This window comes from Chryseobacterium potabilaquae (assembly GCF_902728265.1).
In the GTDB taxonomy this organism is placed as follows: Bacteria; Bacteroidota; Bacteroidia; order Flavobacteriales; family Weeksellaceae; genus Chryseobacterium; species Chryseobacterium potabilaquae.
The window spans coordinates 117,869-139,899 of the sequence record NZ_CACVBR010000008.1 but is presented as its reverse complement, the minus strand read 5'-3'; the positions used below and the strand labels follow the sequence as shown (position 1 = coordinate 139,899).

At 31.3% G+C, this 22,031-nt stretch carries 20 protein-coding genes; 5 read left to right on the top strand and 15 right to left on the bottom strand.

Annotation, left to right across the window (positions count from 1 at the left end; genetic code table 11):
* Positions 1 to 209 precede the first annotated feature (209 nt).
* The 5 genes from lepA to CHRY9293_RS06915 all read right to left on the bottom strand — a co-directional run bounded on the left by lepA (position 210) and on the right by CHRY9293_RS06915 (position 4,895).
* A complete protein-coding gene (gene lepA, locus CHRY9293_RS06935; protein WP_122545587.1) occupies positions 210 to 2,006 on the bottom strand; it encodes a translation elongation factor 4 in 1,797 nt (598 codons plus the stop codon).
* Positions 2,007 to 2,140: 134 nt separating this feature from the next.
* The gene (locus CHRY9293_RS06930) at positions 2,141 to 3,166 is read right to left on the bottom strand and encodes a glycine zipper family protein (protein ID WP_162032337.1); all 1,026 of its coding nucleotides are present in this window, start codon (positions 3,164 to 3,166) and stop codon (positions 2,141 to 2,143) included.
* Positions 3,167 to 3,270: 104 nt separating this feature from the next.
* The gene (locus tag CHRY9293_RS06925) at positions 3,271 to 3,774 is read right to left on the bottom strand and encodes a hypothetical protein (RefSeq protein ID WP_162032336.1); all 504 of its coding nucleotides are present in this window, start codon (positions 3,772 to 3,774) and stop codon (positions 3,271 to 3,273) included.
* Between the two features lie 8 nt (positions 3,775 to 3,782).
* On the bottom strand, positions 3,783 to 4,325 hold the full coding sequence (locus tag CHRY9293_RS06920; protein WP_162032335.1) for a hypothetical protein: 543 nt from the start codon (positions 4,323 to 4,325) through the stop codon (positions 3,783 to 3,785).
* 12 nt (positions 4,326 to 4,337) lie between these two features.
* Positions 4,338 to 4,895, bottom strand: a complete 558-nt coding sequence (locus CHRY9293_RS06915; RefSeq protein WP_122545591.1) for an RNA polymerase sigma factor — start codon at positions 4,893 to 4,895, stop codon at positions 4,338 to 4,340.
* Positions 4,896 to 4,991: 96 nt separating this feature from the next.
* On the opposite strand from CHRY9293_RS06915, the gene CHRY9293_RS06910 reads away from it, so the two are divergent.
* From CHRY9293_RS06910 to porW, 4 genes are all read left to right on the top strand, one after another.
* Positions 4,992 to 5,741, top strand: a complete 750-nt coding sequence (locus CHRY9293_RS06910; RefSeq protein ID WP_162032334.1) for a Rossmann-like and DUF2520 domain-containing protein — start codon at positions 4,992 to 4,994, stop codon at positions 5,739 to 5,741.
* Positions 5,731 to 6,249 carry a KdsC family phosphatase gene (locus tag CHRY9293_RS06905; protein WP_122545593.1) on the top strand — a complete coding sequence of 173 codons (519 nt, stop codon included), beginning with the start codon at positions 5,731 to 5,733 and terminating at the stop codon, positions 6,247 to 6,249. The genes CHRY9293_RS06910 and CHRY9293_RS06905 overlap by 11 nt, the downstream gene beginning before the upstream one ends.
* 10 nt (positions 6,250 to 6,259) lie before the next feature.
* Positions 6,260 to 6,814 carry a Maf family nucleotide pyrophosphatase gene (locus tag CHRY9293_RS06900; protein WP_162032333.1) on the top strand — a complete coding sequence of 185 codons (555 nt, stop codon included), beginning with the start codon at positions 6,260 to 6,262 and terminating at the stop codon, positions 6,812 to 6,814.
* Positions 6,815 to 6,898: 84 nt separating this feature from the next.
* Complete coding sequence (porW, locus tag CHRY9293_RS06895; protein WP_162032332.1) at positions 6,899 to 9,427, top strand: type IX secretion system periplasmic lipoprotein PorW/SprE; 2,529 nt, start codon at positions 6,899 to 6,901, stop codon at positions 9,425 to 9,427.
* A gap of 15 nt (positions 9,428 to 9,442) precedes the next feature.
* Here the strand turns inward: porW and tsaB are convergent, their stop codons facing one another.
* The 8 genes from tsaB to rpiB form a co-directional block, all read right to left on the bottom strand.
* Positions 9,443 to 10,123, bottom strand: a complete 681-nt coding sequence (tsaB, locus tag CHRY9293_RS06890; protein ID WP_162032331.1) for a tRNA (adenosine(37)-N6)-threonylcarbamoyltransferase complex dimerization subunit type 1 TsaB — start codon at positions 10,121 to 10,123, stop codon at positions 9,443 to 9,445.
* A 60-nt stretch (positions 10,124 to 10,183) separates the two neighbouring features.
* Positions 10,184 to 10,627, bottom strand: a complete 444-nt coding sequence (locus CHRY9293_RS06885) for a nuclear transport factor 2 family protein (RefSeq protein WP_162032330.1) — start codon at positions 10,625 to 10,627, stop codon at positions 10,184 to 10,186.
* Between the two features lies 1 nt (position 10,628).
* On the bottom strand, positions 10,629 to 11,378 hold the full coding sequence (locus CHRY9293_RS06880; RefSeq protein ID WP_162032329.1) for an SDR family NAD(P)-dependent oxidoreductase: 750 nt from the start codon (positions 11,376 to 11,378) through the stop codon (positions 10,629 to 10,631).
* Between the two features lie 55 nt (positions 11,379 to 11,433).
* Positions 11,434 to 11,805 (bottom strand): YraN family protein, encoded by a 372-nt coding sequence (locus CHRY9293_RS06875; protein ID WP_162032328.1) that lies wholly within the window; start codon positions 11,803 to 11,805, stop codon positions 11,434 to 11,436.
* Positions 11,806 to 11,820: 15 nt separating this feature from the next.
* Complete coding sequence (locus CHRY9293_RS06870; RefSeq protein ID WP_162032327.1) at positions 11,821 to 12,750, bottom strand: S66 peptidase family protein; 930 nt, start codon at positions 12,748 to 12,750, stop codon at positions 11,821 to 11,823.
* Positions 12,747 to 13,433 carry a LysE family translocator gene (locus CHRY9293_RS06865; protein WP_122545601.1) on the bottom strand — a complete coding sequence of 229 codons (687 nt, stop codon included), beginning with the start codon at positions 13,431 to 13,433 and terminating at the stop codon, positions 12,747 to 12,749. The genes CHRY9293_RS06870 and CHRY9293_RS06865 overlap by 4 nt, the downstream gene beginning before the upstream one ends.
* A 66-nt stretch (positions 13,434 to 13,499) precedes the next feature.
* Entirely contained in the window at positions 13,500 to 15,653 is a 2,154-nt protein-coding gene (rnr, locus tag CHRY9293_RS06860; protein WP_162032326.1) for a ribonuclease R, read from the bottom strand.
* A 306-nt stretch (positions 15,654 to 15,959) separates the two neighbouring features.
* Positions 15,960 to 16,394 (bottom strand): ribose 5-phosphate isomerase B, encoded by a 435-nt coding sequence (rpiB, locus tag CHRY9293_RS06855; protein WP_162032325.1) that lies wholly within the window; start codon positions 16,392 to 16,394, stop codon positions 15,960 to 15,962.
* Positions 16,395 to 17,286: 892 nt separating this feature from the next.
* Between rpiB and CHRY9293_RS06850 the strand changes: the two genes are divergently transcribed.
* Positions 17,287 to 18,477 carry a phosphoglycerate kinase gene (locus CHRY9293_RS06850; protein ID WP_162032324.1) on the top strand — a complete coding sequence of 397 codons (1,191 nt, stop codon included), beginning with the start codon at positions 17,287 to 17,289 and terminating at the stop codon, positions 18,475 to 18,477.
* A gap of 626 nt (positions 18,478 to 19,103) precedes the next feature.
* Here the strand turns inward: CHRY9293_RS06850 and CHRY9293_RS06845 are convergent.
* Both CHRY9293_RS06845 and mnmG read right to left on the bottom strand, forming a co-directional pair.
* Entirely contained in the window at positions 19,104 to 19,925 is an 822-nt protein-coding gene (locus CHRY9293_RS06845) for a class I SAM-dependent methyltransferase (RefSeq protein WP_162032323.1), read from the bottom strand.
* Positions 19,926 to 20,039: 114 nt separating this feature from the next.
* On the bottom strand, positions 20,040 to 21,902 hold the full coding sequence (gene mnmG / locus CHRY9293_RS06840) for a tRNA uridine-5-carboxymethylaminomethyl(34) synthesis enzyme MnmG (RefSeq protein WP_162032322.1): 1,863 nt from the start codon (positions 21,900 to 21,902) through the stop codon (positions 20,040 to 20,042).
* Positions 21,903 to 22,031: the final 129 nt, after the last annotated feature.

Sequence of the window (22,031 nt, the reverse complement as noted above, 5' to 3'; positions counted from 1 at the left end):
GTTACTAGTAAAAGATGCGATTCACATTTATAATAACAAAAGACCGCATTGGTCGTGCTATATGAAAACCCCTGAGCAAATGCACAAACAAGATTGTGTAAAAATAAAAACCTATAAAAACAAAGATATTTGTCGGACTAGCCCGACAAATATCTCATAAAATATTAGTATTTTTAACCTAATAATCTGTAACGCTTATTTAGGACTAGTCAATCATTTAGCTTTAATACCGCCATGAATGCCGATTGTGGTACTTCTACCCTCCCAATCTGCTTCATTTTCTTTTTACCTTCTTTCTGTTTTTCTAGTAGCTTTCGTTTTCTAGAAATATCACCTCCATAACATTTTGCCGTCACATCTTTTCTTAATGCTTTAATCGTTTCTCTAGCGATAACTTTCGTTCCTAATGCTGCTTGAACTGCGATATCAAATTGTTGCCTAGGAATCAGCTCACGGAGTTTTTCACACATTTTTTTACCAATGTGATAAGCATTACTATCATGAATCAAGGAAGAAAGAGCATCCACCATATCTCCGTTGATCAGAATATCCATTTTCACTAATTTAGAAGCTCTAAATCCAATAGGATGATAATCAAATGATGCATAACCTTTAGATATTGATTTTAATCTATCATAGAAGTCAAAAACAACTTCTGCCAAAGGCATATTAAAAATCAGCTCAACCCTCTCCGATGTTAAATAACTTTGATTAACAATTTCTCCCCGTTTTTCAATACATAGCGTCATCACAGAACCCACAAAATCAGATTTTGTAATAATAGAAGCTTTAATAAAAGGTTCTTCTACTCTATCCATAATTGATGGATCCATCATTTCAGAAGGGTTATTAATCAAAATAGGAACTTCAGGTTCTTTTTTAGAATAACCAAAATAAGATACGTTTGGAACGGTGGTAATAACGTTCATATTAAACTCTCTATCAAGGCGTTCCTGAACTATTTCCATGTGAAGCATTCCTAAGAACCCACATCGAAAACCAAAACCAAGAGCTGCTGAACTTTCTGGTTCGAAAACCAAAGAAGCATCATTTAGCCTTAACTTTTCCAGCGAGAATCTCAGCTCTTCAAAATCCTCAGAATCAATGGGATAAATACCCGCAAAAACCATTGGTTTTACTTCCTCAAAACCTTCAATCGGTCCTGCTGCCGGTTTTTCAAAAGAGGTAATCGTATCCCCCACTTTTACTTCACGAGCATCTTTAATACCTGAAACCAAATAGCCTACGTCTCCACATTCAACAGTTTTCTTTGGGACTTGCTTTAGTTTTAAAGTGCCAACTTCATCTGCTCCATATTCTTTTCCTGTAGCAAAGAATTTAATTTTTTCGTTTTTAGAAATACTTCCATTGACCACTTTAAAATAAGCTTCAATTCCTCTGAAAGGATTATAAACTGAATCAAATATCAAAGCTTGAAGAGGTGCATTAGGATCTCCAACCGGGGCTGGAATTCTTTCAACAATTTGCTCTAATAAATGATGAACACCTTCTCCTGTTTTTCCTGAAACTCGCAATACATCTTCGTACTCACAACCAATTAAATTCATGATTTCATCGGTTACTTCTTCAGGGTTTGCAGAAGGAAGGTCTATTTTATTCAAAATGGGAATGATTGTCAAATCATTTTCCAATGCTAAATACAAATTACTAATTGTTTGTGCTTGAATACTTTGAGCTGCATCTACAATCAAAAGAGCTCCTTCACAAGCAGCAATTGAACGGGAAACTTCGTAAGAAAAATCTACGTGTCCCGGTGTATCAATTAAATTTAAAATAAATTTTTCGCCTTTATATTCATAATCCATCTGGATCGCATGAGATTTAATCGTAATCCCCCTTTCTTTCTCCAAATCCATATCATCCAGCGTCTGAGACTGTAATTCTCTCTGAGTAACCGTATTAGTATACTCTAAAAGACGATCCGCCAAAGTACTTTTACCATGGTCGATATGAGCGATTATGCAAAAATTTCGTATGTTTTTCATTTAAGAACATTGTAATTTGCAAAGATAAAAAAAAGCAAGACAATTTCTTATTCTTATTTTTGCTCTGTAAAAAATTAATTTTGGCAGAGTTTCCATACTCAATCATTTTGATAAATAAAGACTCTTTTTAATTCTTACTGAAACTTATACTCTTCTTCTTCAAAAATATAATTTCCTGTAAACGGATCTAAATAAACTTTCAGGTCTTTAATCTTTATTTTACCAGAAGACGTTGATGCATCTATAATTCCTCCTACCACTGCTCCTATTAATCCTCCTGCCATTGCTCCAATCATTGCCCCATTTGCATTATCATTTGGAAACAATGCAGCCTTTGAGGTCATAATAAAATATCCTTTTTCATCCTTTGAAATTTCAGCCGATCCCAAGGGAAGATTTTTATAAGCTTTACCATTGAGTGTATAAGCGTACATCTGCCGTAAAGATATTTTTTCTGATCCATTGATAGCTTTCGTTACCTCTCCTTTCTTGTTGGTTACAAGCGTAAATCCCGGTTCAGGAGCCTGAGTAAAAAAACTATAGTAATCTTTATAAGCACCTTCTTCTAATTGATCATTCTTATATAATTCAAGATTATTTTTGAGGAAAGAATTATAATTAGTAAGTTCATTTTCTGAAACTGCATATTTCCAAGGATTAACTTTATAGGAGCTTTTAAATAATTCTGTCAAACAAATCGTTATTTTTTTTGCTAACGTCTGAGCAAGATATGGAGTTATTCTGGATGATACCGAAGCAATCGTATCCGTTCTATATAAGAAATGATATCCATCTTCTTTTTTAATAAAAGTACTTGCTTTCAGAGTCAGTTTACCTATAGAGTATTTTTCTTTTTTGTCTTCGGATATTTCTATGTTTTCTAGTAATAGAACCAGTTCATCATTTCCCCTTACAGGATTGCTTTTATAAAACCAATCTTTTATATCCGTTACCCCATCCTTCTCAAAAACAATATTTACAGGGTCTTTATGATACATTACCATACCTATTTCTTTATTAGGTCTTTCGTCAATAACAGTAAATGTTTTAACACCATTTTTGCTATTCTTGATGGATTTGGAAAGATCAATAGTTTCTGTCCTTTGAGCAAAGAATGCGTTTGAAAATAAAAGTAGGAATAAGAGTAGAGTTTGCTTCATCAATTTTAAATTTATTCGCAAAAATACAAATTCATTTAAAAATCAAACGACTCTCACAAAAAACGGTGAGAGTCGTCCAACATTAAAAAATAAACTATTATGTTTTATTTTTGCTTTGAAGGATTATTATTCCTGTTATGTGGCTTTCGTTCATTCATTTTATCTCTCATCATTCCTTCAGATTGAAATAGCTTTAACACTTTTTGACAGGGAATAACTTGCTGCATTTTATCAGCGTATTTTTTTCTATTATCTAATAATTTTTGCCCTACTTCAAAGCTTTGCTGTAGCTTTGCTTTGGCTTCATCTTCAGATAAATTTTCCGGATTAAAATTAGGGTCAAACTGCCTTTTTATTTGCTTCTGGCTGTCCAAATACTCATTATAAAGTTGGGTAAATTCAGCTTTATCACTAGGGTCAATATCTAAGTTATCCATCACCATATTATTTCTGAATTTAGTCAGTAATTCTTTTCTTTCTTCAGGGGAAAGGTTATTAATTACTTCCTTTCTTTGCTGAGGACTCATCTTTTTCCAGTCGTAATCTGTTCTTTGAGCATTCAAACAAAAACCATAAATAATAAAAAGCGTAAATAATAATTTTTTCATTTTCCTTTTTAATTATATAAATCCAAATAAACGTCTTGAGTTGAATTACTGGCTAATTCTACGATTTCAGAATTTGTAAAAGAATCCAAATACTCATTCATCCGAGATTCATCTTGTTTTGAAGCAGGTATTACTGTTTGCTTTTCTTTTATTTTTTCCTCCTTATTTTGAGTATATAGCACTTCTCTATCTTCTTGGGTATTATATTTAGGGCTATTATTTTCAATAGAAGTTAAATCGGATTTTAATGTTTCATATGCTATTTGTCCCTCTGTTTTTGATTCTTGAGTATTCGAAACATAGGTTCCTTTTGCATTATCTTGATTCTTTATCGTAAAATCATTTTGTGAATTAAAAATAAAAATCGATCCAAATATCAAGGCCACTACTGCCGCAGCAGCATACGCCCAATACAGCTTAAATATGGGTGTTTTATTCTCTTTCTCATTTCTCACATCATTCATTACATGTAGCTGAATATTTTCAAATAAATTATCCGGCGTTTTGTAAATGTTTCTGCGTTCTAGTTTTTCTATATCAAAATCTTTCATTTCTTTTGATTTTCAAAAGTTATTTTCGTAATTTTCTTTTATATATTCTTCAATTTTCTGTTTGGCATAATGATAATTTGTCTTTAACGTTCCTACGGACATATCTACAATTTTGGATATTTCCTCATAGGCCAAATCGTCATAATACCGCATCATAAATACCAATTTTTGCTTTTCCGGCAGACTTTGTATGGCATTTTGTAAAAGTAACTGTATTTCTTCTGCATCATCATCTGTATTATCTGCTATAAGATTCTGCATATGATACTCGGGATCTTCATCAGTTTTCTTCATTTTCTTCATTTTATTTACTTGCTGTAATGCTTCATTCGTAGCAATTCTGTAAAGCCAAGTATATAATTGACTATCATTCTTGAATTGATGAAAATTCTGATAAGCTTTAATAAAAGTATCCTGTAAGGTATCCTGAGCAAGATCCCCATCTACAATGATTCTTCTTATGTGCCAATACAATCTGCTTTGATAAGCATCCATCAGTGCACGGACTCCTTGCTCTAGAGTCCGCGGATTTTGCATCAGCGTAATAATTTCCGCGTCTTTAATCTTCATTTGGATGCTTACATTCTTTTGATTACAAAAATAACTGAAAGTTAAATTACTTATTCAATTTTTAGTCCAAATATCATAAAATCTTATCTTTGTTATATGCAAATTGTAATAATAGGATCCGGAAATGTAGCCTACCATATGGCAAAGGCCTTTATTCTGAACAATATTTACTTAGCTCAAATTTTTGGGAGAAACGAAAAAGAACTGAAGAAAATTTCTGAAGAATTAAATATTCCATACTCAACAGATAGAATAGAAGATGCTGATTTATATATTATCTGTGTGAGTGATAATTCTATAGAAAATGTTTCTCAACTCATTACAAATAAAAATTGTTTGGTTGCTCATACTTCAGGTTCGTTACCAAAAGATATATTGGTAGGAGAGTACAGAAAATCAAGCTTTTATCCTTTACAAACTTTTTCAAAATCTAAAAGATTAGATTATTCAACAATTCCATTTTTTATTGAGGCTGAAAATGAAAAAGATAAGACGTTTCTATTTGAAATAGCAAATAAAATTTCTAAAAATGTATTGGAAAGTACCTATGAAAAAAGAAAATATATTCATTTAACCGCTGTTTTTGCCTGTAACTTTGTTAATCATCTTTTTTCAAGGGCTAAAGAAATTTCAGACTCTCAAGAAATTCCATTTGAATATTTTTTTCCACTCATTGATGAGACTGTTGAGAAAATCTACGAAATTGATCCCAAATTGGCCCAAACCGGTCCCGCAGTAAGAAATGACAAAAGAATCCTAGAATTACATGAGCAATTATTAAAAGGTGAAAGTCTTGAAATTTATAAAACAATGAATCATTCTATTCAAAAAATGTATGAGCTATAAAGAGAAATTAAAAAATATTAAAGCATTTGTATTTGATGTAGATGGTGTTTTCACTGATGGAAGTGTTTATCTTCTTCCGGGAGGGAATATGTGTCGAGTTATGAATGTATTAGATGGTTATGCTGTGGTAAAAGCCTTAAAAAATGACTATTTAATCGGAGTGATAACCGGTGGAAATGACGAAATGGTAAAACATAGGATAAATTATCTTGGAATTAAAGATTATTATCCTAAATCTCATAACAAAATGATTGATTTTGAAGATTTTAAAACCAAATATAATCTTAAAAACGAGGAAATTCTAACTATGGGAGATGATTTACCGGATATTCATATTATGGAAAACTCTGCTATCGCAGCGTGTCCTGAAAATGCAGTTCCAGAAGTAAAAGGCATTTCTGATTATATTTCCCCTAAAAAGGGGGGAAGTGGTGCAGTTCGTGATGTTATTGAGCAAGTCATGAAAATTCAAGGAAATTGGCATGATGATAATACCCAATCTATATAAAATCTGAAAAATGAAACTATTACTAGCATCACAATCTCCAAGGAGAAAAGAATTACTTTCAGGTTTAGGGTTTGATTTTGAAGTGGTAAAAATCGAATGTGAAGAGATTATTCCTGAACATGTGGAAGTAGGAGAGGCCGCTGCCTATCTTTCTAAATTAAAATCCGATACATTTCGACAACTAAAAAAAGATGAAGTTTTAATAACTGCGGATACTGTAGTAGCCATTGATAATGAAATCCTTGGAAAACCTAAAGATATAGAGGATGCAAAAAAAATGTTACAGTTTTTATCTGGAAAGAAACATCATGTATATACGGGAATTACCATTAAAACAGAAGATAAAACAATTACAGAAACTGATGTTGCTGATGTAATGCTTAATGAAATCACCAATGATGAAATACAATATTATATTGAAAATTATAAACCTTTTGACAAAGCAGGAAGCTATGGTATTCAGGAATGGTTAGGAATGGCAAAAATTAAAGAAGTCAAAGGAAGTTTTTATACAATAATGGGACTTCCTACCCATGTAGTTTATAAAATTTTGAAAGAACTATAACTATTTTCATTATAAAATTTTACTATTTTTACAAAATCATCAAACTACATACTAAAAAGTATATTAGAGAGTTATAATTGAGTAATGAAACATAATATTTTACTTCTTTTGATGGCATGTATTATTGCTTCTTGTGCTACAAAAACCAAAAGGCCGGAGCAACGATCTAAGTTTTTGAAAGGATTTTCGACATATTACAACACGTTGTTTAATGCAAAAGATGCATTAAACAGCGAGTTTGAATCCAGAGATAAGGGTCATAAAGATAATTTTTATGCTCCCTATATCACTATTCTGACCTTCGAAGAGCAACCTTTGGGAAGTGATTTAGGACAGTCTCCTGCCTTTGCTGAAAATACAATGAAAATGGCAGAGGTAAATAATAATTCCAGTGGAAGATCAGCTCCTAATAGACCTCCTGGTGCTCCTGCAGCCCCTCCTGGTAGTGGCCAAAATAATCCTGCTATGCCTGGTACGGGTATAGAAAACCCTGACCTAGCTCCCCAAGGGGCTACCACTCTCCAAATAGCTGAAGCCAAAGCATTAAAAGCTATTAATAAATATTCAGTAAGAAGAAATGGGGAAGAAAAGAACAAACAAATTTTTGATGCTTACATTATTTTAGCTCAATCAAGAATTTATCAAAATAAATCTCTTGAGGCATTAGATGCTTTAAATTATCTGTTCACTTATATGAAAGATGACAAGAGAATTCCTCTTGCAAGAATGTATCAAGGAGTTGCGTATGCTAAAATCAAAGATTATCATAAAGCTCAAGAAGTTTTTGCCAAACTAAAAGGAGATAAAATCAATAAAAGTTATGATAAACTACTAAGCATCTATCAATCAGAAGCGTTTTTAGAGGCAGGAAAAAAAGATGAAGCGGTAAAAGAATTGGATCGAGCTTTTGAATTAAACAGTAATCGAAAAATTAAAAGTAGAATTGCTTATTTAAGAGGTCAAATTTTAGAGGGTTTAGGACAAAACGAAAAGGCGAGAGAAAGTTTTTTAGCAGCCTATAAATATGCCAATGATTTCGAATTTGAAGTAAAATCACAAATTGAAATTGCTAAGACATTCAATGGAAAAGGTAATTATGAAGGTGCAAGAAAATATTTAGAGGATATAAGTAAAAAAGGGACGTATAGTTCAAGAAAAAACGAGTTTTATTATGCTTTAGGTTTAATGGCTAATAAAGCAGGGAAAAAAGATGAAGCTCAACAATTTTTCAGAAAATCTTTAACCGAAAAAGTTTCTGATCCTCAAGTTCGTGGTTTAGCTTATTATGAAATAGGGAAGAGCTATCTCGATAAAAATGATTACATCGGAGCTGGAAGTTACTATGATTCAGCGTTAGTAGCTATGACCTATGAACCCACAAAAGAACTTTTGAAAGAGCAATCTATCAATATTAAGAAAATATCAAAAAACTATTATCTTATTAAAAAAAATGATAGTATCCTCACTTTAGCTAAAATGTCTGATACTGAAAAAAACGATTATTTTACTAAACACATTGCTAAATTAAAAGCGAAAGAAGAAAAAGAACAGCTGGAAAAAATCCGGGCAGAACGATTGAAAGGTTTTGATACGGGAGATTACAATGCCAATTCAATGTTTGCAAATGGCTCAAATTCTTTTACAGATTTTGGAGTAGCTCCTAAAGGCTTTTATTTTAGTAATACCGGAACAGTATCCAAAGGAACATCTTCTTTTAAGCAGGTTTGGGGAGATAGAGCTCTTGCAGATAACTGGAGATATTCAAAAAAAATGGCTTCTATTGAAGATATGAAAAATGAAGCTTTAGGTGTGGCTGATGCACCCAACCCAAGACGTTTTGAAACCTCTTATTATATTGAACAAATTCCAAAAGATCTTGCCAAATTAGATCAGCTAAAAAAGGATCGAGATACGGCTTCTTTAGGCTTAGGCATTATGTATCAGAATTATTTTACGAATACTCCATTAGCGACAAAGACGTTGTATGATCTGGTGGACGTAAAACCTGAAGAAAAAGTAATGCTACAAGCTTTATATGAGATTTTTGCGATGAACTATGAGAAGACCCCTCAAGCCGCTGAACGAGCTAAACAGATGCTAATTACGGATTATCCTTATACCTCATATGCAGAGTTTGCCAGAAATCCTAAAAACAATTCATTTGTAAAATCTTCCGTTGATGTAGAAAATGAATATACAAAGGCGTATGAATTGTTTGAATCGGAAAAATTTCAGGAGAGTAGGGAAGTCATAGATCAAGTCATCCAGAAAAATCCGAAGGATGCTCTTGTTCCTAAATTATTTCTTCTCAATGCTTTCAATTCTGGTAAAACGAGTGGGAAAGAGGTAATGATATTACAATTAGAACAAATTGCACTTAATTATTCTAAAACTCCTGAAGGAATAAAAGCCAAAGAAATGTTGAATTACTTAAAAAGTGATATCGGTTTTCAAGCCATGGATAATAAAGGTAATTCAGTTCCTCAGCAGCTTCAAAATAATAATATTCCCAACCAACCAGCTGTTAATCCTATGGGAGTTCCCCAAAAACCACCTGGAAGTGGAGAAAATAACAATACAAATTCGGTTCCTCAAAAACCGCAATTAAAATAAAAAGAAAAGCGAAGATTAATCTTCGCTTTTCTTCTTTTTCACTCCTTGAAAATCTTTCAAATAAAATGGTTCAAAGTAAGCTACATCTTCAAACTCTTTTTTATTTATTTTTTCCAAGGTTTTCTTTATTAAGTATTTTGATGAAGGAAAAATATTTTCATTAAAATCGGCATTCGGAAGCTGGAGAACCTCTTTGGCTTTTTTTGCTCCATCTCCCACAAATATTATTTTTTTATCTCTATATTCTTGAAAAGTAGCATCATCTAAAATTTTAGCTTCTGTACCTATCTTTTCTTCTCCTGTATTACCGTCATAAACCGCCATATATACTTCCATTCTCCTTGCATCGATTAAGGGTATTATATAATCATAGTTTTGTCCTAAAAAGGGTTCTATCATGCTTTCAAGAGAATTCACTGCAATTAAAGGAATTTTTAACCCATAACAAAAGCCTTTTGCAGAGGCTGCACCAATTCTTAGCCCTGTGTAAGATCCGGGACCCTTACCTAAAGATATTGCTTGTATTTCTTTTAAAGAAATTTCGGCTCCTTCCAAAGCCCATTCTACAAATGTATGGAGGCTTTCCGATTGTTTATAATTTTCAGAAGTTTCTTCACAAAGGCATAATAACTTTTCATTATCAGAAATTGCTACCGAACAATTCTTTGAAGAGGTTTCAAGGTATAAAATTTTCATTTCTTTATTTTAAACTGATGCATTTTGCTCTCACAAAAATGTCTTTTATTTTTTGCAAATTTATGGGTTTATTTTTATACTCTGCCGACTCCAAAGTTTCCATACCGATTTCTCTTTTCTCCATATCTCCAGTAATGCCAATACCATTTCAAAATCTTGATTTTTATACGTTCCTGATACTTTGACTTTTCTTCTAATACTTACAACTTTCTTATATTCTTTGCATTCTGAGATTTCGATTTGTATAATCTTGTTATACCTAATTTTTTGTGATGCAAAGTCTTCTTTAAAATTATTCAACCTCTGCACCCAACCATTGGAATGTCCAAAAGAAACATCAGCACACAAAAGATCTACAATGTTAGCATCATTATTTTGCATGTAAGAATCTAGAAGATGAATTCTTTCTGTAAGTTCTGATAGATCACAAAAAGTTTTTTTCTTTTGGCCATTACACACCATAAGAAAGAAAAAGAGAATGATGAATAATAAAAATTTCTTCAATTTATTTTCTATAAATTGTTCTCGGTTCAGCTTGGGCTGTAGGATAAATTGTCATATCAGATACACACATATGTTGGGGCGCATTTATACAATAGGCAATTGCATCTGCTATATCTTCCGCTTTTAAAGCTTCATAGCCTGCATATACATTTTCAGCTCTTTCATTATCACCTTTGAATCTTACCAAAGAGAAATCAGTTTCTACAGCTCCCGGTTGGATATTTGTAATTTTAATTCCGAATTCGGTGAGTTCAATTCTCATTCCTTCAGAAATGACATCCACTGCTTTTTTGGTTGCACAATATACAACACCATTTGCGTACGTCTGCCTAGCAGCCACTGAGCTAATGTTTATAATATGGCCTACATTTCTTTCTTTCATAGTAGGTATTACCATTTTAGAAACATAAAGAAGTCCTTTTACATTTCCATCAATCATGGAATCCCAATCATCAGTCTTACCCGATGATAAAGGATCTAAACCGTGGGCATTCCCAGCATTATTAATTAAGACATCAATATTTCTCCAATTTTCAGGAAGCGAATTCATTGCATTTTCTACTTCTTCTAAATTCCTGACATCAAATTTTAAACTAAATATTTCGGTAATAGATAACAATTCTGTTTTCATTGATTCTAAGACGTCAATTTTCCTTCCACAGATAATAATTCTATTTCCTTGCTTTGCCAGAAGTTCTGCTGTAGATTTTCCAATTCCAGAAGTAGCTCCGGTGATCAATATTGTTTTCATAAATACATGTAGTAATATATCCTAGTAAGATAATTATATTCCTTTATATGTTAAATTAATGGGCATCCAATGCTTCAAAAGCATCCGTTATATGATTAATAAGTAATTTTTCTTTTTCGTTACGAAGGACAGCAATAATATCAAATCTTACTTCATTATTTTTATTAAACTTCTCAAGATAATTATTTGCAGCAAAAACTATTGATTTAATTTTTTTCTTATCCACTGCTTCTTGAGGTAATAAGAAAACATCTGTAGAGCGAGCCTTTACTTCAGTAAAAATAATGAGATTATCTTTTTCCGCAATAATGTCAATTTCAGATTTTTGAAAACGGAAATTTCTTGCTAGAATTGTATATTCTTTTTCTTTAAGAAAATCAACGGCTAAATCTTCTGCCTTTTTACCAAAATCATTATGAGAAGCCATAAAAATTTAACCTATTTAGAACTCAATCTTTATGGTGTCCTGTACTTCCATCTTAACATTACCTCCAATAATAAGAGGTCTATTATCTTTAATATGTCCATTTGGAAATCCAAAAACGACGGGGAATTTGTATTTTGAAATTCTTTCAGAAATTAATTTATATACAAATGGATCGAAGCTCTCTTCATAACTCTTATTCTCTTTTTGATCTCCCATATTAGTCATTCCTCCCACAATAAGCCCTTTAATTTTATTAAAAACTCCAGAAAGATCAAGACTCATTATCATCCGATCTAATGCATAAAAGTTTTCACCAATATCCTCAATAAATAAAATCTTATCTTTAAATGTAAAAGAATATTTAGTTCCTAACAGTGCGTAAATGAGTGCTAAATTCCCCCCAATTAATTGCCCTTCAATATTTCCTTTTTTATTAAAAACATTCGATTTTAAATTATAGATTGGTGTTTTACCTTTTAGAATATCAAAAATTAAATCATAGCTCTTTTCAGTAACTCCAAAGCTTGAAGTTTTAACAGTTTGTCCATGAATGGAAGCAAATCCTTTTTTCAATAAATAACTTTGGATAACAGTATTGTCCGAATAACCAATATACCATTTAGGATGTTTTACAAATCCTTTCAAATTCAAATGTTGAATAAGGTGTTGACATCCATATCCACCTCTTGAAGCCCATATTGCAGATATTTCCTTATCATTTAAAGCCCAGTTGATATCTTTTATTCTTTCCTGTTCTGTCCCTGCGTAATTATAACCATTGGAGAATTTAGTATATAAATGTTCCCCAATAATAGGTTCAAAACCTTTACTTTTTATCATATTAATTCCCTTTTCAAGCTGAGTAAGATCTACAGCTCCTGCCGGAGAAATGATAGCAATTTTATCCCCTTTTTTCAGTGGATTTGGAAAGAGGTTCTCATTCATTTAGATTTCTGATATTTTATTTCTTTTTTTTCTGCTTCTTCCAATTTTTTATCAAATTGGTTAAATTTTTTGAAACTTTGTAAAAATATAAAGAAGCTAAATACAATAAGTATTCCGCCTACAATTCGTCTAATTTTGTTTGCTAATTTTTGTGTAAGCTTATCGTGAAACTGTTTCGCTAAAAATATTTTGGCGAGATCTATACATAGATAAGTGATAATTACAATACTGATATATAGTATAAAACTTTCAGTATCAGGATATTGATTTCTTACCGAAATTACTGTTACCAGCCAAAATAGAATAACTCCTACATTTAAAAGATTAAAGAAAAAACCATTAATAAAAGTCTTAAAATAATTCTGATTAATAATTCTCTCTTCTCCCGGCATATGCATTTTGGTTTTGGTAACCATCATTACAATTCCATATATAAAAATCAAAATGGAAGTGATTCTATAAAAACCAGGATGCTTATCAATAAGCGTTACAATATCAGCACTTGCATAATAAGCTGCCAAAATACATAGTAAATCTGCCGAAATTACTCCTATGTCCAATGCTAAAGCATGGCGTGGGCCTCTAGAAAAGCTGGTTTCAATTAATAGGAAGAAAATAGGTCCTATAAAAACCAGGCTCAACATAAAGCCTAATATAATAGCAGAAAGTATAAGTTCAAACATTCAATTGTTATTTAAAATGAAAAATTTTTCATTCCACTTTACACAAAGTTAGCCTTTATGATCCAATTAATCAACTATCTTAAAATCGAGCTGTTTTTGGATCAAATTTGCTTTCACAACTTTTATCTGTACTTGATCTCCAAGTTGGTATTTTTTACCATGTCTTGTTCCATAAACTGCATGATTTTTAGCATCGTACATATAAGAATCATCCACTAAATCTCTTAATTTAATTAATCCTTCCGCACCATTTTCTGGAATTTCTACCCAAAAACCAAATTCTGCCACTCCCGAAATTACTCCATTGAAAGTTTCTCCCAAATGTTTTTCCATAAACTTCACCTGCATAAATTTGATAGAATCTCTTTCTGCATCCGCTGCCAGTCTTTCCATTGAACTACAATGTTTTGCCTTTTCCTCCAATTCAGGTTTGCTTGGAGACTTTCCTCCATCCAAATAATGCTGAAGTAACCTATGCGCAATCAAATCCGGGTAACGTCGAATGGGAGAGGTAAAGTGTGTATAATATTCAAAACCAAGGCCATAATGACCTATCGGTTCGGTAGAATATACAGCTTTACTCATACTTCTCATCGCCAATGTTTCAATCATATTTTCTTCCCCTTTTCCTTTTACATCGTGAAGTAATTTATTTAAAGATTCAGCTACTTTTTTTGTATTTGCCAGATCCATCTTATATCCAAAAGTAGAAACAAAATCCCTTAAAGATTCAAGCTTAGCAGGATCCGGATCGTCATGCACTCTATAAATAAAAGTATTTTGAGTAATATCTCCTTTTCTATTTAAAGAAACGAATTCAGAAACTTTTTTATTGGCCAAAAGCATAAATTCTTCAATTAAATGATTCGAATCTTTACTTATTTTAAAATAAACGCCAATCGGTTCATTATTTTCATCAAGATTAAATCTAACTTCACTTCTATCAAAAGTAATCGCCCCATCTTTAATCCTTTTTTGACGCATGATCTTCGCCAACTTATCTAAAACTAAAATTTCTTCAGCTAAATCACCTTTATGGGTTTCAATTCTTTCTTGAGCTTCTTCATAAGTAAATCTTCTATCAGAATGAATAACCGTTCTACCAAACCACTGTTTCTGAATTTCTGCATTATCATTCAATTCAAAAACTGCTGAGAATGTAAATTTATCTTCATGTGGACGAAGTGAACAAACATCATTACTCAAAACTTCCGGCAACATGGGAACAACTCTATCTACCAAATAAACAGAGGTAGCTCTTTCATATGCTTCATCATCTAAAATAGTTCCAGGAATTACATAATGAGAAACATCCGCAATGTGAACCCCAATCTCCCAGTTTCCACTTTCTAATTTTCTGATAGATAAAGCATCATCAAAGTCTTTAGCATCTTTGGGATCAATCGTAAAAGTACAAATACCACGCATATCCCAACGTTTTGAAACCTCTTCATCGTTGATACTTCTATCAATCTTATCAGCATCTCTTTCCACTTCCTCAGGAAATTCATAGGGTAGACCATATTCTGCAAGGATGGAATGTATTTCTGTTTCATGTTCTCCCGGAGCTCCTAAAACTTGAATAATTTCACCTTCCGGATTTTTATCTCCTGGTTTCCATTCTGTCATTTTAACAATAACCTTATTTCCATCTTCGGCTCCTCCAAATTTTCCTTTTGGAATAAAAATATCTGTATTGATCGCTTTTTTATCACACACAACAAATCCAAAATCTTTATGCGCTACCATTTGAAGTGTTCCCACAAATTCGGTTCTGGTCCTTTCCAAAACTTCCAAAACTGATCCTTCAAGCTTTTTGCCTTTATAATGATAGGTTATTATTAAGACCTTATCGCCCTGCAAAGCATCTTTCACATTTTTGGAATGAATAAAAATATCTTCTTCTAATCCTTCTACACTTACATAAGCATTTCCTGATTGATTGAAATCAATAATTCCGGTTAAAGTTCCTGCAATTTTCAGATTCACTATATATTTTCCTCTTTCTGCTTCTTTAATTTTTTCCGAAGCTTGAAGTTTGTGCAGAGCTTGTACTACAAGTTCTCTTTGTCTAGGATTTTTATAATCTATTCCATCTGAAATTTGTTTATAATTATAAATCTTTGTTGGATTTACATTCATGAAACGCAAGATTAATCTTCCAATTTCCATGAGTTTAAGTTCATTTTTATGACTTATATATTTTCTTTTTTTTGACATTTTAATTTTATTTAAATTCTTTAGGCTAAAATAAGATTAACCATTTTTGAGCTCATATTGAGTCATAAATTATCCTTAATGACCAATATAATAATCTCTTATTTTTAACAACAGCAATTTTCCTTCCACTACCTATAAAAGATTTTGTTTTGTAAAAAAATATTGCAAATATAAAGAGGAGGAAAAACCTTTTGAATCTTTTTTGAAATAGTTAATAGGTTTAACAGAAATTATTTCTAGAGATGCACAAATATACAAAATAAATAATAAATAAGGCTTGTAATATGATTTACAAGCCTTTATATTTTAACAAAATGCAATTTTATCAACTCTGTTTTGATGTCTTCCTCCTTCAAAATCGGTAGAAAGGAACTTGTCTACGATCTCTATTGCAATTTCCTTTGAAATAAATCTAGCAGGAATTGAAATCATATTAGCATCATTATGCTGTCTAGCTAATGTAGCAATATCGGGCATCCAACAAAGTGCACATCTAATTTTTTGATGTTTGTTTGCAGTAATTTGAACTCCATTTCCACTTCCGCAAATTAAAATGCCTAATTCATTTTCTCCATTTTCAATTGATACTGCTGCAGGATGTACAAAATCCGGATAATCCACACTGTCTGTGGAAAACGTTCCAAAATCCTGAATTTCAAAATTTTCCGAAAAATACTTCTTAACAATCTCTTTATATTCATACCCTGCATGATCAGCAGCAATAGCAATTTTTCTTTTCATTTTTTACTTTTATTTTACTTATTATAAATATATAATTTTTTAAATCTTTAATACAAAGTTACGGTAAATCCAAATTCAATTCTTTGTTTTGTAAGGTTTTGCATTAAAAATCTTACATTGAAGAAATAGGCTATATATAAGATACTTACTATTTTAGCAAATATCTTAAGCTCTATTTCGATTGATACCCGTAATTAAAGCTATCCTGTAAACTATTTTTAGATTAATAGAAAAATCTAAAAAAGATCAAAATCATTTGAAAAACGAAGAGTACAATCATTTTATATCTTAAGTAGTAATTTTCTTATTTACAATAAATTACATATTTCCATACAATGTAAAACATTGGAATTCAATATATTTTTGACTTCCAACACAAAAAAATTCTTTTACTCAGAAATTGTTAATTACTATCTGATAAAATGTTAAAATCAATGTGAATAACTGTGGAAAACTTTGTTAAAATAATTGTTTCCTACAATTTAAAAATTCAGTAATGAAAATACTCTCCAAAAATTCTTAGAAAAATTTTCAAAAACTTTCTTTCAAATTTTCTCTAGTTTTTCCATAAATCAGTTATTAATAATTAGAATTGGGGAAAAGTTATCCATATCTGTTAGTAAGTACTAGAAAAATCAGATTTACAATGAATTAAATTGTTAATTAAATATGAATTTCATTTAAATTATATGTTATAAAGTTTTATAAGAAAAGTTATCCCCTAAATTCACATCACTCAACAACAATAACAAGTACTTTTTTTTAGAAAGATTAAATTGTTGCTTATTGGGTGTTGGGTCGTCGGGAATTTTTTTTGATAACTTTTATAAAGTTGCAGCTTTTCAAAAATTTTAAAATCTTACATTTGTGAAACGATAATTCAACGATATTTATGAAAACAATCAATGATTTCAATTTTAAAGATAAAAAGGCTCTAGTGAGAGTTGATTTTAATGTTCCACAGGATGATCAGCTAAAGGTTACGGATAATACAAGAATTGTTGCTGTAAAATCTACGGTGGATAAAATTTTAGATGACGGAGGTGCTGTAATACTTATGACCCATCTCGGAAGACCTAAAGGTGAAATCAAAGATGAGTTTTCTCTTAAGCATATTTTGGATGAAGTTTCCCATGTTTTAGGTCGAGAGGTAAAATTTGTGAATGATTGTGTAGGAGAGGATGCTGAAAAGGCAGCTTCTGAGTTAAAATCTGGAGAGATTCTTTTATTGGAAAATTTAAGATTTCATAAAGAAGAAGAAAAGGGAGATGAATCTTTTGCTAAACAGCTTTCAGGATTAGCGGATGCATATGTCAATGATGCTTTTGGTACGGCGCATAGAGCACATGCGTCAACAGCGGTTATTGCTCAATTTTTTAATTCAACTAAGTTTTTCGGTTTATTAATGGCTCAGGAACTTAAAGCTATTGATAGGGTATTAAAGAGTGGTGAACGTCCTGTTACTGCAATACTTGGCGGATCTAAAGTTTCAACTAAAATAACCATTATAGAAAATATTTTGCCTGCAATTGATAATTTAATTATTGGTGGTGGAATGGCTTTTACTTTTATTAAGGCATTAGGAGGTAAAATTGGCAACTCATTGGTGGAAGAAGATAAGCTGTCTTTGGCTATTGAAATTTTGAATAAGGCTAAGCAGCATAATGTAAAAGTATATCTTCCTTCAGATACGATAATTGCAGAAAGCTTCAATAATGAAGTCGAAAGAAAAGAAGTTGATATCTATTCAATACCTGAAGGATGGATGGGATTGGATGCTGGTTCAAAATCAAGGGATAAATTCAATGATGTTATTTTAAATTCTAGAACCATCCTTTGGAATGGTCCTATTGGAGTTTTTGAAATGTCAAATTTTGCTGCTGGAACAATAGCCCTTGGAAATAGTATAGCAGAAGCTACAAAACAAAGAGCTTTTTCTTTAGTTGGAGGGGGAGATAGTGTTGCTTTTGTTAAACAATTTGGTTATAGTGATAAAGTAAGCTATGTTTCTACTGGAGGTGGAGCTATGCTTGAAAGTTTGGAGGGATTAGAACTTCCTGGAGTTGCGGCGATCAATAATTAATTAATTTTAATTATATACATTTAGAATCCACTTAATTTTAAGTGGATTTTTATTTTTATAAATTTGGAAATACTATAATTTTTAAATTTAAGTAAAAAAAGTAAAAATTCGGCTTTCACAATAGTACTTAAAATTGTAAAACTTTTTTTTCCGAGTTATTACTATGTAAATTTGATTTTAAGTTCTAAAAATAGTGTTTTTGTAATTATTCTCTTTTTAACCTCTCTTTTTTTCTTTTTTTCCTATAATTTTTTTTCTTTGAATGGATATTTTGCTATTGGGTTCTTAACTTTTACAAAATATTTTTTCTTTAGAATTTATTTCTATTTCTATTGAAGTTGTTAAATACTTTATAATTTTATTGTCTTGTGAAAGTAGGGAAGTATATATCGGCATATTAATTTTTTAGAGGATAAACTTTAAATAACCTTTTTATAAATCGTTTTATTTTAATGGTTACTAACTTTTTACTAACATATTTGGTACAATTTTTTTATCAGTAAAAAATTTTCTTTCCAAATATGGAGTAGGGGAGTGCTTACATAATAAAACTCGAGAGAAATTCCCGAGTTTTTAATTAATATAGTAAAAAAATGGCCTTTAGAAATGGTACAATTTTCTACTTTCTATTTTTTTTCGATAATATATATCAAACTTGAAAATTGATTGGAAAAAAGGGCTTTTATGTTAGAAATCGTTCCATAGATGATTGCTTTAAGCCAAAAAAGAGGTGATTTTTTATATTTTTCGCTTAGCATGGAGATATAATAGGAATCTAATACTAAAGGTTTTATTTTTCTCATCTTCCAATTGGGTTTCTTTCTAATGAGATTCTCCATTCCGTTTTTTGAAAAATGATAGATATGTCTTGGAACATCATATGCTGCCCAATATTCTTTGTAATGTTTTGCATCATAAGAAGTGGGATTGGGTACTGCAATAATTAATAATCCTTTTTTTTTTAACTTACTATTAAAAATTTCAAGCATCTCATCTTGATTTTCCACGTGTTCAAAAACATGCCAAAGTGTTATTGCATCCAAGCTTTTATCTTTAATAGAAACAATATTATCTATGATTTGGGCTTTTGAAATTTTATTTTGAGCAACTTTTCTTGCATCTATATCAGGCTCATAACCTAATACTTCGAAATCTTTTTCTATGTATTTTACAAACTCTCCGGCACCACATCCATAATCTAGAATTTTTGATCCTTTTTTTATTCTATCTAAAAGAATGGTTTTCTTATATTGTAAATTAAATGATTGCAAAAATTTATAAAGTTTTTCTTTTAGGCTTCCGGCATCTTGATGATGTGAAATATAATCTTCACTTTCATAATATTTGGAAATATTTGATGGAATAGGGGAGGTTTTGAAAACTCCTTTTGTTTCTGTTTCTTTTATTTCAAATATTTCTTGTGATAGAAAATGATCTTTTATTTTCATTTAATTTGTTATCGTTTATATTGAGAAACTAATATAATAAAAGTTTTAAAAGACTAATAAGTATCTTAATTTTTGTTTATATTATATATATGTTTCACGTGAAACATATTTTAATTATCGTCCTAAATAGACCAATAAAACATTTATATCGGCTGGTGAAACGCCACTAATTCTTCCTGCTTGAGCTATAGTTTTTGGTCTTACGTTTGACATTTTTTGTTTTGCTTCTGAAGAAAGGCTTGATATTTTTGAATAATCAAAATCTTCTGGAATTTTAATATTTTCTAAACGGTTAAGTTTAGCTACATTTTCTTTTTCTTTTTCAATGTATCCTTTATATTTGATATTTACTTCTGCTTGCTCTCGTATTTCATCATTATAAGTAGAAGATACATCTTTTATGAACTCAATATCTTCTAATTTTTCTAATGTCATATTTGGCCTTGTAAGGATTTGCGCTGCTCTATATGCCTGGTCAACAGGGCTACTTTCTATGGTTTTTAAAATAGGATTGATAATTCCTGGTTTTAAAGAAGTTTCTCGTAGAAAGGTCTCAAGTTCTTGACTTTTAGATATTTTGTCATTTACCTTTTGTAACCTATCTTCTTTTGCTAATCCCAATTGGTAGGCCTTTTCAGTTAATCTGATATCCGCATTATCTTGTCTTAAAAGTAACCTATATTCTGCACGAGATGTAAACATTCTATAGGGTTCTTCCGTACCTTTTGTTATCAAATCATCAATTAAAACCCCTATATAAGCTTCATCTCGGCTTAGAATGAATTCATCCTTTTCATGTACTTTATTATGAGCATTAATACCAGCTATTAGACCTTGACCAGCCGCTTCTTCGTATCCAGTAGTACCATTTATTTGTCCTGCAAAATATAAATTTTCAATTAATTTTGTTTCCAAAGTATGATTTAGCTGGGTAGGAGGGAAGTAGTCATACTCTATAGCATAACCTGGACGAAAGACTTTTACATTCTCAAAACCTGGAATTTGTTTCATTGCTTTGATTTGAATGTCTTCTGGAAGGGAAGAACTGAATCCATTTACATATATCTCAATGGTTTTCCAGCCTTCTGGCTCTACAAATAATTGATGTCTATTTCTTTCTGCAAAACGGTTAATTTTATCTTCTATACTTGGGCAGTATCTTGGACCTAAACTTTGAATTGTACCATTAAACATTGGACTTCTATCAAATCCTTCACGTAAAATATCGTGTACTATTTCATTGGTATAAGTAATATGACAACTTAATTGTTTAGTTAATTTTGGAGTATCTAGATAGCTGAATTTTTTAGGATTTTCATCTCCTTTTTGTTCTTCCATTTTGGAGTAATCCAAACTTCTACCATCTACTCTTGGAGGGGTTCCCGTTTTCATTCTGCCAGCTTCAAAGCCTAAAGAAACGAGCTGTTCAGTAATACCAAATGCTCTTGGTTCTCCCATTCTTCCTCCTCCCAATTGTTTATCACCAACATGTATTAGTCCATTTAGAAAAGTACCATTGGTAAGAACTACAGAACGTCCTTTTATCTCAATTCCTAATGAAGTAACAACCCCTGTGATTTTGTTATTATCAACAATAAGCTGTTTCACCATATCCTGAAAGAAATCGAGGTTTGGGGTATTTTCTAATGCTAATCGCCATTCTTCTGCGAAGAGCATTCTGTCATTTTGAGTTCTTGGAGACCACATAGCAGGGCCTTTGGAAAGGTTAAGCATTTTGAATTGAATTGCTGATTTATCTGCTACAATTCCTGAATATCCTCCCATTGCGTCAATCTCTCTTACAATTTGGCCTTTTGCTATTCCCCCCATCGCTGGATTGCAGCTCATCTGTCCGATAGTCTGCATATTCATTGTAATGAGTAGGGTTTTTGAGCCCAAATTAGCAGCAGCAGCAGCAGCCTCACATCCGGCATGTCCTGCACCTACTACAATTACATCATATATTTCTGATATCATCTCTCTATTGCTTGTTTTAAGCCTTATTTTTTTATTTTCTTAATAAATGTTTCACGTGAAACATCTTTTAAATTAACGAGTCTAAATCGTGTCTTTGATGTCTTATTTAGCATTAATTGTAGCGTATAT